The sequence below is a fragment of the Bradyrhizobium sp. genome (genome assembly GCF_027451485.1).
GTDB lineage: Bacteria > Pseudomonadota > Alphaproteobacteria > Rhizobiales > Xanthobacteraceae > Bradyrhizobium.
Window position 1 is genome coordinate 1 of sequence record NZ_DAIDJE010000016.1, and the last position, 12,534, is coordinate 12,534.

The 12,534-nt window shown below is 62.9% G+C and carries 13 protein-coding genes and 1 tRNA gene; 3 read left to right on the forward strand and 11 right to left on the reverse strand.

From position 1 onward, the window contains the following. Positions 1-153: 153 nt before the first annotated feature. Positions 154-229: transfer RNA gene (locus tag NEZ08_RS02430), tRNA-Ala, on the forward strand. Positions 230-344: 115 nt separating this feature from the next. Here the strand turns inward: NEZ08_RS02430 and NEZ08_RS02435 are convergent. The 5 genes from NEZ08_RS02435 to NEZ08_RS02455 all read right to left on the reverse strand — a co-directional run bounded on the left by NEZ08_RS02435 (position 345) and on the right by NEZ08_RS02455 (position 5,588). Beyond that, the gene (locus tag NEZ08_RS02435) at positions 345-1,139 is read right to left on the reverse strand and encodes a glutamine amidotransferase (protein WP_298102924.1); all 795 of its coding nucleotides are present in this window, start codon (positions 1,137-1,139) and stop codon (positions 345-347) included. A gap of 75 nt (positions 1,140-1,214) precedes the next feature. Beyond that, positions 1,215-1,994 carry an SDR family oxidoreductase gene (locus tag NEZ08_RS02440; RefSeq protein WP_298102926.1) on the reverse strand — a complete coding sequence of 260 codons (780 nt, stop codon included), beginning with the start codon at positions 1,992-1,994 and terminating at the stop codon, positions 1,215-1,217. Between the two features lie 174 nt (positions 1,995-2,168). Continuing rightward, positions 2,169-2,657, reverse strand: a complete 489-nt coding sequence (locus NEZ08_RS02445; protein WP_298102928.1) for a TerB family tellurite resistance protein — start codon at positions 2,655-2,657, stop codon at positions 2,169-2,171. A gap of 112 nt (positions 2,658-2,769) precedes the next feature. After that, positions 2,770-4,179 (reverse strand): adenylate/guanylate cyclase domain-containing protein, encoded by a 1,410-nt coding sequence (locus NEZ08_RS02450; protein ID WP_298102930.1) that lies wholly within the window; start codon positions 4,177-4,179, stop codon positions 2,770-2,772. 20 nt (positions 4,180-4,199) lie between these two features. Further along, positions 4,200-5,588 (reverse strand): cytochrome P450, encoded by a 1,389-nt coding sequence (locus NEZ08_RS02455; protein WP_298102932.1) that lies wholly within the window; start codon positions 5,586-5,588, stop codon positions 4,200-4,202. Between the two features lie 228 nt (positions 5,589-5,816). Between NEZ08_RS02455 and NEZ08_RS02460 the strand changes: the two genes are divergently transcribed. After that, positions 5,817-7,511, forward strand: coding sequence for an MFS transporter (locus NEZ08_RS02460; protein ID WP_298102934.1), 1,695 nt, complete (start codon positions 5,817-5,819; stop codon positions 7,509-7,511). Position 7,512: 1 nt separating this feature from the next. Here NEZ08_RS02460 and NEZ08_RS02465 read toward each other — a convergent pair whose 3' ends face one another. Next, complete coding sequence (locus NEZ08_RS02465; RefSeq protein ID WP_298102937.1) at positions 7,513-7,740, reverse strand: hypothetical protein; 228 nt, start codon at positions 7,738-7,740, stop codon at positions 7,513-7,515. 342 nt (positions 7,741-8,082) lie between these two features. On the opposite strand from NEZ08_RS02465, the gene NEZ08_RS02470 reads away from it, so the two are divergent. Then, a complete protein-coding gene (locus tag NEZ08_RS02470; RefSeq protein ID WP_298102939.1) occupies positions 8,083-9,123 on the forward strand; it encodes a polysaccharide deacetylase family protein in 1,041 nt (346 codons plus the stop codon). A 153-nt stretch (positions 9,124-9,276) separates the two neighbouring features. On the opposite strand, the gene NEZ08_RS02475 is transcribed toward NEZ08_RS02470, so the two are convergent. The 5 genes from NEZ08_RS02475 to NEZ08_RS02495 all read right to left on the reverse strand — a co-directional run. Further along, positions 9,277-9,507 carry a hypothetical protein gene (locus tag NEZ08_RS02475; RefSeq protein ID WP_298102943.1) on the reverse strand — a complete coding sequence of 77 codons (231 nt, stop codon included), beginning with the start codon at positions 9,505-9,507 and terminating at the stop codon, positions 9,277-9,279. A gap of 223 nt (positions 9,508-9,730) precedes the next feature. Beyond that, a complete protein-coding gene (locus NEZ08_RS02480) occupies positions 9,731-10,141 on the reverse strand; it encodes a hypothetical protein (protein WP_298102945.1) in 411 nt (136 codons plus the stop codon). A gap of 31 nt (positions 10,142-10,172) precedes the next feature. Continuing rightward, positions 10,173-10,502 (reverse strand): hypothetical protein, encoded by a 330-nt coding sequence (locus NEZ08_RS02485; RefSeq protein ID WP_298102948.1) that lies wholly within the window; start codon positions 10,500-10,502, stop codon positions 10,173-10,175. After that, the gene (locus NEZ08_RS02490; RefSeq protein WP_298102950.1) at positions 10,499-10,960 is read right to left on the reverse strand and encodes a hypothetical protein; all 462 of its coding nucleotides are present in this window, start codon (positions 10,958-10,960) and stop codon (positions 10,499-10,501) included. The genes NEZ08_RS02485 and NEZ08_RS02490 overlap by 4 nt, the downstream gene beginning before the upstream one ends. Before the next feature lie 269 nt (positions 10,961-11,229). After that, the coding region (locus NEZ08_RS02495; RefSeq protein ID WP_298102952.1) for an amidohydrolase at positions 11,230-12,534 on the reverse strand (1,305 nt) is incomplete at its 5' end.

The following is a 12,534-nucleotide window of genomic DNA, read 5'->3' on the forward strand; positions in this document are numbered from 1 at the left end:
CCTGGCGGGGCAAACAAGGTAAGTTCCCCTCAAAGGGTCGTAAAAACAACGATTTCGCCGTTCTTGACTTGGCCTTGGTGCAGATTGTAAATGGCGCCGATTGCTGGCGGTTTCTCAAGCTTTTGCCGCAGCGACATCCAAACCAAGCGACTTGGGGCCATAGCTCAGCTGGGAGAGCGCGTCGTTCGCAATGACGAGGTCGGCGGTTCGATCCCGCCTGGCTCCACCACCCTTCGCACGTTACGCCTGCTTCCGCCAGGCAGCCATTTCGGAGCGAAGGCTGCCCGTTAATCCTTGGACGAAGGCGGCCCGATCCACATTGACCTGGCGTATGAACGCGCCTGCTACTCGGCCGCTTCCCCGATAACGGCTTGCGGCAGGCGGCTCAGCCAGTCTTGGAGAAAGTGTTTCAGCCAGGCCCGCTCGGCGACGTCGTAGCGGGCGCGCCCCGCAAAATGCTGCTGGCGCGGACAGGAACCTGGCATGCCGAGACGTTCGGCGCCGCGAACCGTCCAGCGGCACATCATCGCGTAGGTCACGTCGGGATGAAATTGCAGGCCAAAGGCGTTGCCGAAGCGAATGGCCTGGTTGGGAAAGTCGCCACCTTGCGCAAGCAACTCGCAAGCAGCTGGCAGTTCGAATCCTTCCCGATGCCAGTGATACACCTCGCCGGGCCAGCGTGCACAGAGCCTTAGTCCGGCCTGCGTGGGCCGGATCGGATAATAGCCCATTTCGACGCGGCCGCGTGAATGCGGCGCGACGCGGGCACCAAGATGCTTCGCGAGCATCTGCGCGCCGAGACAGATTCCGAGCAACGGCCGCTGCTCGAGCAGCGGCACCGCGATCCAGTCGATTTCCCGCCGAATATAGTCGTCCGAATCGTTGGCGCTCATGGGGCCGCCGAAAATGACCGCGCCAGCATGCGCCGATAGCGTTTCCGGCAATCGATCGCCGAAGCGCGGACGGCGAATGTCGAGTCGATAGCCGAGCGCACGCAGCGCGTTGCCGACGCGGCCCGGGGTCGAGTTTTCCTGGTGCAGGACGATCAGGACCGGAAGAAGCGAAGATGCTGCCGGCCGGCGCCCTGCCGCAGCCGATGCGGTATCGTGCACCAGACCGATTTTGGCGGAAGGCGACATCGGACTTTTCTCGCAAGCTTCCAATCCGGCGAGCATAACCAACATATCGTTAATTTCGGGTGAGTTGCGCGATCCTTAGCGCTGGCGCGTCTGCAAGCGGCCCACCGCCGCCAGGACGAATCCGCGCGGGAAAAGCCGCAGCATGAGCGGCACGAGCTTGATACCGATGCCGGGGAGCACCGCGCGCTTGTTGGCCATCAGCCCGCGGTAGGCTTGGGCGGCGACTTCGGCGGAGGACACGTTTAGCACCGCGGAATCGAGTCCTGGTTCGAAACCTGCCCGCGTCTGGAATTCCGACGGAACCGGGCCCGGACACAGCGCCGTGACGCGGACGCCCTTCGAACCCAATTCGCCGCGCAGGGCTTCGGTGAACGACAGCACATAGGCCTTGGAAGCGTAGTAGACCGCCATGCCCGGACCCGGCAGGAAACCGGCGATGGACGCAACGTTGAGGATTCCGCCCCGGTTTCGGATCAGCTGATCAGCAAAGCGCAAAGACAGATCGGTCAGCGCACGAATATTCACAGCGATAATCCCGAGCTGCTCCTTGCGGTCGAGCTCGACGGCACGTCCGAACAGACCGAAGCCGGCATTGTTGACGACGTATTCGCATTCCGCGCCTGCATTGGTCAGCGCGGCGGCGATCTTGTCGCCGGCGTCGGGGTGTTCGAGATCGCAGGCAATCGCGATCGGCGCGGGCAGGCGCTTGGCAGCGATTTCCGCGGCGAGCGCCTCGAGCCGGTCGGCGCGGCGCGCCACCATTGCAACACGATGGCCGTTGGAAGCAAAGACGCGCACCAGATCGGCGCCAATCCCCGCCGAGGCACCCGTAATCAGCGTCACCCGCTCAGTCACGATTTTCCTTGCCCACCAAAAATATCGTCCAATGCGGAACTTGGCTTAAGCGGGATACAGGCCGCCTGCAAGCATTTCGAACCTTTGGCGAACCTTGATCAGGCAGAAATGAAATGAAAGGTGGCGCAGAAATGTGCAGCAATGCTGCGGACTGTTTTCCACCCACATTAGATTTCAGTTAGATCGCTCGCTGCCGGAGACGGCCGCGGATTGTTTGGCGGCGACGCGGTGCTTGAGATCGATCCGGTCGCGCGAGGACACGCCGAGCAAATCGGCGGCGCGCCAAACCACGTTGTCCTCGAACTCGCTGACCTGACCATCGGCATATACCAGCTCCCACATCATCTCGACGATGCGCAAGCGCCCGGCATCGTCGACCGAGCGCATGATGACGCTGGTGAAATGATAGAGATCGACGGCTTCGCCCTCGACCAGCATTGCGGAGGCAATCAGCTTGTCGGCGGTGCCGCGGTCTAGCCCGAAACTGCTTTCGATCAGGCTGTGGAGCTTGCGCTTTTCTGCATCCGATGGTTCGCCATCGAGCGAAACGACATGGACGAGCAACGCGGTCGCGGCCAAACGGTAGCCGTGATCGTCGAAATCGCGTGGCTCATGCGAGGGAGAAATAACTTCGCTGATAAACTGGCGCAGTCCGTCGAGCATCAAACGTCTCTGGATAGGTCGTCTCAAGTCTATATGGCGCGAAACATGAACTCGCGCAATCGGCGCGCGTTCCCACTGCGGATTACCTTTCGGCAATGTTGCCTTCAATCGCTTACGGGATTTCGTAGACCAGGACCTTGTCGGCGATGCCGCGCAGCGCCGCCTGCTTCTGGATCGGCTTGATCGCCCGCTCCTGCAGGATCGCCGAAACCGCCGGCACCTCGACCACGCCGCCGGTGGCGTGGATCGACTTCGAGGTCGCAAGCCCCTGGACCCGCGCCGCGATATTGACGGTCTGGCCGAAATAGTCCTGCCGCTCGTTGAGCATGACCGCAAGACACGGCCCTTCGTGAATGCCGATCTTGACCACGAGATCTTCGGTGCCGCGTTGGGCGTTGAGAGCATCCATCGCCGCGCGCATGCGCAGACCGGCGGCAATCGCGTGCTCCGGCTTGAGGAAGGTTGCCATCACCGCGTCGCCGATGGTCTTCACCACTGCCCCCTTCTCCGAGGAGATGATCTCGAGCAGCGCCCGGAAGTGCGCGCGCACCAGATCGAAAGCGGCGAGATCGCCAACCCGTTCATAGAGCGCGGTCGAGCCCTTCAGGTCGGTGAAGAGGAAAGTGAGCGAGGTGATCTTCAAGCGCTGGTCGATATCGAGATGGTCGGCCTTGAACACGTCGCGGAAGGTCTGGTTGGACAGCATGCGCTTGGCGGTGAGAAACGGCCGGCGTTTGCCCAGCATAGCATGCAGCCCGTCGCCGGCGATGAAGACCGTCGGCAAGGTCCGCACGCCGGCCTGATTGTCGAGCGAAAGCCGCAAGGGGCCGGGACGCATCGTGATTGAGCCGGTCGGCGGATGCGACCTGTTGAAGACCAGCGACAACAGCTGGCACTCTTTGGTCGGCTCGCCCTGCACATCGATGAAATGCGCCGAATGCGTCACCGGTTCGAAGACGATGACGAATTGCGACGGCAACTGCAGCGACATCACGGCGCGCTCGCCGGCCGGCAGTTCCAGTGCATCGAGCGCTACTTCGTCGGCCAGCGCTGCGAAGGTCGAACGGTCGAGATCTATCCCCGAGCTCCAGAACACCTGCTGGTAATATTCCCAGAGCGGCAAGGTGTTGGGATCGTGGGCGGCGATGCGCCTGACCTTCGGGCTGACCGTGAAGGCGACCTCCACCTGTTCGTCGACCGAAGGCTCGTACCCGCAGGCGCATAACCCGCAATGATAATCTTCGCTGCGCAGCGATTTCAGCGTGTCATGCGCGTCGAGCACGCCGCTGCATCCGGGGCAAAGCACATTCCAGGTCAGATCGAACAGACCAAGCCGCGAGGCGTGCAGGAAGCCCGAGATTGCCTGCTCTTCATCGAGACCGTTCGCGCTGGAAAATTGCAGAACGTTGACGCGGTTGAGCGCGTGATCTTCGCCATTCTCGACGAGATGGGCGATGGCTTCAGTGACCGTGGGACCTGCGATCGTTTGTAGCGTTGCAAACTGGGCCTTCAACTCGCGCATGATATCGGCCCCACTAGCGCTCAGCGCGGCGAGATCTGGAACATCGGCGAGCGATCCGGCTGGGTCGTCACCACGCCAGTCGGCATGATCGGATCCTCGTCGAGGATCGTCACGCGGAACGCGGCGATGATCCGCGCCAGCGCCAGCGTCGCTTCCACCAGCGCGAAATGCGCGCCGATACAGACCCGCGGTCCCGCGCCAAACGGCAGATAGGCAAACCGGTCGGGCGGCGGCGCCGGCGGCAGGAAACGTTCCGGTACGAACGCATTCGGATCCCGCCACAGCTTTTCGTGACGGTGCAACAGCCATGGCGCGATCATGATCACGTCGTTCCTGGCGACCGGCATGCCTTTGATCACGTCGGGACCCAATGCGGAGCGCGCGATCAGAAAGGCGGGCGGATAAAGCCGCATGGTTTCATCGATCACGGCGCGGGTGAACTTCAACCGCGCGAGGTCAGCCTCGCCATTTCCCGAGAGCTGGCGGCCCTCATCTGCCACCTGTTCCTGTGCGACACCATCGAGCGCCAGCAAATACAGCGACCAGAACAGCGCCGTCGCGGTGGTCTCGTGGCCGGCGAGTATCATAGTGGCGACCTCGTCGCCGAGTTGCGCCTCGCTGAAGGCCTCGCCGGTTTCCGGATCGCGTGCGGCGTCCATCAGGTCGAACAGATCGCGGGCGGGCGCCCCGTCGGCCTTTCCGGCGGCGCGGCGCTCCGCCATCAGCATGCCGACGAAGTGGGTCCAGCGCTTGCGGAAGCGCGCCCGGGCAAAATCACGCGGGCTCGGCCAATCCCGCGGCAGCACCAGGTCGAGGAAGTGGGGCCGCGCCAGGGTGTTGCCGTATTCCATCACGAAATCGCGCAACGTCGCGCCATGGCGTTCCATTCCGAACGAAAACATCGTGCGCCCGGCAATCTCTAGCGTCATTCGCTGCATTGTCTCGCGCAAATCGACCGGCGCGTTGCTGATGCGGGCCAGACTGGCGACAGTTTCCTCGGTCACCGCGACCATGTGCGGAATGAGGGTTGCGACCGCGCGCGGCGTGAAGGCCGGCGCCAGCGTGCGCCGCTGGTGCTTCCAGGCCCGGCCTTCCGCGATCAGCAGGCCCTCGCCCAGCATCGGGCGCAGCACCCTAAGACCGGCTGGCGTGCGCGAATAGTTCTCGTAGTTGTCGACCAGCACATGGCGGATCGCATCCGGCGTGTTGAGGATGAAACTGGAGTTGAACAGGAAGCGGCCGCGAACGACGTCTTCCTCATAGGCGCGCTGCCCCCAGGTTCCGATGGCGCTTTCGCGCATCATTGCCAGCCGCTGGAGCGCCGACATGCTCTCGGGAGCCCGCGGCGGGCTCGGAGGAACCAAGCGCCGGCGGCTGGCCGGGAAGTCCCAGGTTTCGGCGATGCTCACGGATGTCGTCCTTCCACCGCGAATGAAGTAAGCCTCATCTCGCGTAGAGCAAGCATAGCAGCTTGGGGATTCCGGCGCCATGAAGGCACCGTCCGGGAGGGCCCGGAGATCAGCGGATTGTGACAGCCGAACGATCTTGGGTATTTTGTGCTCACGAATCGGGTGCGCACCGGACTTCGATGGGCAGTCCCGGGTCCAGGGAAATCAGCTGCCCGCAAGGGACATACGATGACGGAACTGCCGAAGCGCCCAATGTTCGCCACCGACGGTATCGCCGCGCCGCTGCGCCACATCGCGTTCCGCCGGATCTGGGCGGCGAGCCTGTTGTCCAATCTCGGCCTGCTGATTCAGGCGGTCGGCGCGGCGTGGGCAATGACCCAGATGACATCCTCTGCCGACAAGGTTGCGCTGGTGCAGACCGCGCTGATGCTGCCGGTGATGCTGATTGCAATGCCGGCCGGCGCCATCGCCGATATGTATGACCGCCGCATCGTCTCGCTGGTCTCGCTTTCCATCGCGTTGCTGGGTGCAACCGCCCTCACCGCGCTGGCATGGCTCGATCTCGTGACTCCCAACAGCCTCCTCGCCTTTTGCTTCGTTGTCGGCAGCGGCATGGCGCTGTTCGGTCCCGCGTGGCAATCTTCGGTGACCGAGCAGGTGCCGGCCGACATGCTACCTGCCGCAGTGGCCTTGAACGGCATCAGCTACAACATCGCCCGCAGTTTCGGGCCCGCGATCGGCGGTATCGTCGTCGCGACCGCCGGCGCCGTGGCGGCGTTCGGCGCCAACGCGGTGCTTTATCTTCCGCTGGTCGTGGCGCTGTTCGTCTGGCGGCGCGAGAGCGAGCCGTCGCGGCTGCCGCGCGAGCGCCTCAACCGGGCCATCGTCTCGGGCGTGCGCTACATCGCCAACTCGCCCTCGATCAAGGTCGTGCTCCTGCGCACGCTCGTCACGGGTCTGATCGGAGGCTCGATCTCGGCGCTGATGCCGCTCGTGGTACGCGACCTCCTGCATGGCGGCGCACAGACCTATGGCATCATGCTGGGTGCTTTCGGCATGGGCGCGGTGATCGGCGCGCTCAATATCGGCGAGGTGCGCAAACGCCTGAGCGGCGAGGCCGCGGTCCGCGCCTGCGCTCTGTCTATGGGCGGCGCCATTGCCGCAGTGGCGATGAGCCATGAACCGGTGCTGACCGCGGCGGCGCTGGTGGTGGCCGGCGCAGCCTGGATGCTGGCCGTCGCCCTGTTCAATATCGGCGTGCAGCTTTCGGCGCCGCGCTGGGTTGCAGGACGGTCGCTTGCGATTTTTCAGGCCTCGATTTCCGGCGGCATTGCGATCGGCAGCTGGGGCTGGGGACAACTCACGGATGGCGCCGGCGTCGAAACCGCGCTCCTGGTTTCCGCGGGCCTGATGCTGCTGTCGCCGCTGCTCGGCATCTGGCTGAAAATGCCGCGCGTCGGTGCGCGCAACGAGGATGCCGAAGTTCTGGCCGACCCCGAGGTGCAGCTGTCGCTGACCGGGCGCAGCGGGCCGCTGGTGGTCGAGATCGAATACCGCGTCGCGCAGGACAAGGCCCGCGCCTTCCACAACGTCATGCAGGAGGTCCAGCTCTCGCGTCAGCGCAACGGCGCCTATGGCTGGTCGATCGCGCGCGACATCGCCGACCCCGAGCTATGGACCGAACGTTACCATTGCCCGACCTGGCTCGATTATCTGCGCCAGCGCAACCGCGCCACGCAATCCGAGCGCGCCCTGCACCAGCGGGCGATGGATTTCCATCTCGGGCCCGACCCGGTGCGCGTCCGCCGCATGCTCGAGCGTCCCTTCGGCTCGGTGCGCTGGAAGGAAGACACGCCCGACCGCGCGGCCCGTGAAGTCCTGCCGGTGGCCTCCGCCGCGGCGGGCAGCAGCGTCAAGATTTAAACTACTGACCGTTCTCGGTCAGGACCTTGTCGCAGGCCCGGCTGAGCCGGGAACGGTGCTGCTTCAGGCACTCCAGCACGACAGAATCCCCGTCGTTCATGTGCGCGCGGCAGAAACGCGTCACGTCCCGCGCGCAGGCATCGTGCCCTTGCTGGGCGGAGACAGATGATATCGCCAGAACCTGCGCTGCTATCAGCGCCGACACAAACACGTACGCAATCCTGTCCATCCAAATGCGCCTTGATCGCTGCAATGCCGGCGATGAAAGTCTGCTCACGCGGCGATGTCAATGCGCGGATCAACGCATCCGTCGCGCGCGGTACATGCACCGCGCCCGTTTTTGCGCGAGCGCATCGATGACCGTGCAAAAGCCCGAGCGGTGTCCAGCATGGAGCCTCGACCAAGACCGGCCAAGGCTCCCTCGAATGCGAAGTTCGCGCCGGAGCCCGCTCCAACAGCTTGCGAACGCCGGGATCGGAGCCCTGAGAAATGGCGCGGCGTTGGCGGAGCGTTAACAAATCTTTCCGATAAAGGAAGGAGTAAGCGTGTTTGTATTAATGAAAGAGTAACCATGCGTAACGCGTTGGGCCTGATGCTGATGAGTGTGGTGGCGGCTGCCTTGCTCGCCATCGGCGGGTGGTTCTGGACGGCCCCGGCAAGGAGTGCAGCCAAGACCCAGGCGATCGCCGCGGCGCAGGTCGCGCCAACTCCGGCGCCCGCACCCGCGCCGGCGCCCGCCAAGTTCGCCGCCAGCCGCGATCCGGTCGATGTGACCGGCAGCATTCCGGACGCGCCGCCTGCTCCGGCTCCGCAGCCCAAAGAGGCCTGCGCCAATCCGGATGCGCTCGGCGTTTCCCGCGTCGTCGAGGTCGACACCAGCGGCGGGCCGGGCTTCGGCTTTCAGCATTTCAAGCAGTTCGATTTTCTGGCCGACAAGGAAGTGGTGCTGACGTTCGATGACGGTCCGTGGCCGGGCAACACGCCGGCGGTGCTGAAGGCGCTCGCAGATCAATGCACCAAAGCCGTGTTCTTCTCGATCGGCAAACACGCCAGCTATCATCCGGAAATCCTGCGGCAGGTGCTCGCGGCCGGCCACACCGTCGGCACACACACCTGGTCGCATGCCAACCTGAACTCGAAGAAGCTGACCGAGCAGGCCGTCAAGGACGAGATCGAAAAGGGCAACAGCGCCGTCAAGCTCGCGCTCGGCACCGCGCCCGCCCCGTTCTTCCGCTTCCCCGAGTTGCAGCACAACCCGGCTGCAATGACCTATCTCGGCACACGCAACATCGCGATGTTTTCCTGCGATCTCGACTCGTTCGATTTCAGGGCCAAGAACGCCGATCAGATCATTACGACGGTGATGACCAAGCTCCAGAAGCAGGGCAAGGGCATCATCCTGATGCACGACTTCCAGAAGCACACCGCCGAGGCGATGCCCGAATTGCTCCGCCGTCTGAAGGCGGGCGGCTACAAGGTCGTGTTCATGAAACCCAAGGCGCCGATGCAGACCTTGCCGGAATACGATGAGGAGATGATGAAGGAAATGAAGATGCCCGTCGCCACCGGCGCACGCCCGGTAAGCAGCGTGATCCAGACCGTATCCCAGTAAACCGTCAGGACTCATCCCGCCTGGTTCAATCAAGACCGGACAGGCTCCGGGACCGCCGCTCTGAAGTCCCCGCACCACAAGCGGCGAACTCGGTCGGGGCTTCAGATCGGAAAAGCGGTACCAGAATCAATCAGCTTTGCTGGTGCCCATGAACTAGGCGCTGTGGTCGCAGGACAGGTGAACCGCCTGAGAAGGGCTCGCGGCCATGAAGTCGAAAACCGCGGCCTCTGACGACCAGCTCAGATAGCAGACCAACGCGCCTGCAAGCGCGAGCAGCAGCACGATTTCCAGAATAATGATCCGGACGATGGCCGGCCAGGAGCCTTGCCAGGCATTCTGCAGGGAATCCTGATTGACCGGAACGTTATCGGTTGATCGCAACATGGACGCCTCCCGCAAGAGAACTCGCACTAATCCGGAAGCCGGTGCCCGCTTCTAGAAGGTTCGTGCTCTGTTGCGGCACCCGCCTCCACGACCTTCGGCGGTACTGGTCTAGAGGTCCCCGCAAAATTCCGGTGTGATTGGCTTCACAGATCGGGCGAATCTTTTGTCGCAGGCCAGGTTGCGCCCGGCTCGCCAGCCAGGCGCCGGGGCGAAGCAGATCAGATCACTTTGAAGTTTTAGGTGCCAGGAGGCACTCGGCCACGACCAGCTCGTGCGATGCGCTCGACGACATCTCGCGCCGCGAGACATCCACCGTGTCATAACCGTCTTTCGAGCAGGAGATCGTCACGCTGTCGCCTTTGACATCGGCGCCGAAACTCGGAATCAGCTTGTAAACGCCTTCGCCGTTGCTACGAACCATGATCCGCAGCTTGCCCAGCTCGGCCTGCACCAGGACGCCGGGAACGGGCGCCAGCGTTCCGACCTCCCTGGTCGAGCCGACGAAAGCGAGGGTCGCTTCTTCGTCTCGCTCGGAATCGAGCTCGCCGGAATGAGCCGGGCGGAATGAAAAGACCGCTGCGGCGAAAGCCGCAGCACCGATGGTCAGCGTGATGTTTCGCCGCGCGCTCGTCATATGAACTTCAAATTCACGGGCCGTCCTGGTCTCAGCGGAGAAAGAAATCGCGAAAGAGGTAGAAGACGCTGATCATCACCAGGAGAGGCACCGTCCACCCAAGCCAATACTGCGTCGGCCGGCTTTTCAACAGCGGCCAGGCTATCACGCTGACGGCCGATGCACCAAGCAGCGAGGTCACAAGCCAGCCATACCAATACATCGGCGGACCGTTTTTCGCGGGCTCGACCAGCCAACCCCATTGATGGATTTTCGGATGATAGGTGAACAGGGCCCAGTTCCGTTCAACCGAGATGATGTAGATCAGCGCAAACGCCGCGGAGAAAACCGGGACGAGCCTTTCGATATTGTTGTCCTTCATAGTCCGAACATGCCGCGAATGTTGTTGAGGATGTGGCCAACGAGGAAGCTGAACCAGACGATGAAGCAGAGCATCAGGGTGACGGCAACGCGCGCGGACTTGCTGGCGGGATCGGGGCGTCGCCACACCAGCCAATAGAGCGGCAACAGGCCAAGACCGATCGCGATGAGTTGCTCTTTTACCTCGAACGAGCCCACGGCCGGATGGAGCCGCGCATTTTCGAGATAGGTTCGGATAAAGACGCGATAGATCGGGTAGATGATGCTGCCAAGAACGGCGACCGCCAGAAACAAGACCATATTGGCATTCACATAGGCGCGGCTTGAAACCGAACGATACGCATTGACGAATCCTGTCTTGCGTTGTGCAGGCCAGATCACCGCAATCGCCTGATGGGTGATGCTGCCAAGCAGCGCAACGGCAAGGAGGCCGTGCAGGATCACCAGAAATGTCGCCATGCTTCCCCCGTTAGAGCAAAATGAGACCAGACAGATACGTCATACCGCGCATAGCCGTTCGAAGAACGGCGTCGCTTCCGCTCGCCTCGTCGCGCATCCACGCTTTAAATCCACGACAGAGAAAAGATGTGGATGGCCGGAGCAAGTCGGGCTGTGACGAGTTCGCGCGATTTTAGGCCCGATGATTTCGGCAGGGAATACCACGCGCTTGATTTCTTATTCTAAGTCGCACGCCTTCGCCTCTAGTTTCGCGCAAAAGACACCTCGCTTTAATGATATTCCGCATCGAAAGCGGAAAACGGCGCCGCAGCGTAGACGACCCGGCCCCCGACCACCGTCAGCAGCGATTTGATTTTCGCGATTTGAGAAACCGGTACGGTCAAATAGTCGTCATCCAGCACCGCGAGATCGGCGAGCATGCCCGGCACGAGTCGTCCCCTGCGATTTTCATCATGTGCAAACCACGCGCTGCCCTCAGTGTAGATGCGAAGCGCTTCCAGGCGGCTCGGGATTTCCGCTTTTTCCCGCGTTTCAATCCCGTCGACCGTCAGGCCATCGAGCATCCAGCGCAGCGACACGAACGGATTCTCGATCATGACGCGGTTGGCATCGGTGCCGCCGCCGATCACGATGCCAAGCTTGCCCGCGGAGACGATCGGCGGCGACCGCTGCATTCGCGCATCCTGCTCGGCGATATAGGAAGGCGCCGCGAAATAGAGTCCATCCTGCATCAGCCAGCCGACGCCCAGCGCCTTCATCCGCCGCAATGACGCGTCCGATGCATCGGGCAGATGCGCGATCGACCAGCGCAGCGGTGCGATCGGAACGTCGCGGTTCACGCGCTCGAGAACGTCAAGCAGATGGTGCACGGAACGATCATGGTTCCAGTGCTGGGTCAGCGTCAGGCCCCGTTCCGCAGCCCATCGCGCCACGAGATAAAACGCCTCTTTGTCGGCATCGGTGGGTGTGTCGTTGTTGTACATGCCCCAGGTGACGCACTCGCCGATGCCGTTGAAGCGCAGCCAGTCATCGCCTGCCCCCATCGGCAGGAATTGCGTGAAGGCCTGAAAATCCGCGAGTTCCTTGCCGGGCCGCGGCGCGAAGATGCTGTAGACCACGCGCAGCGGCAATTCGTGCCGGCGCCACAGCTGAAACAGCGCCGCGTAATCGTCCGGCGCCAGATTGTGGCCGCCGGGATCGATCACGCCGGTCAACCCGTAACTGGTCAGTTCGCGAAAGAATTGCCGCGTCCCCTCGATCGCCTCTTGCATCGACGGCTTGGGCAAGCGCGAATACAGCGCGACGATCGAGGGCCCCGGCCCTGTGATCCATCCGGTCGGTCTGTGCTCGAGATCCTGCTCGAACGTCGCGCCGTCGGGCAGGTCGCCCTCGGACCTGATGTTCAGCCGCTCGCGGCCTTGGGCGTTGATCAACACATAGCCGTAGAACAGCTGGATGTAGACGGGATGCCCGGAAGCCGCGCTCGCGATCTCCGCCTCGGTCGGCCGGCGGTCTTCCGCAAACTGGCGCGGTGTCCATCCGCCGGCGACGATCAGCCACGCATCGGGCTTTTC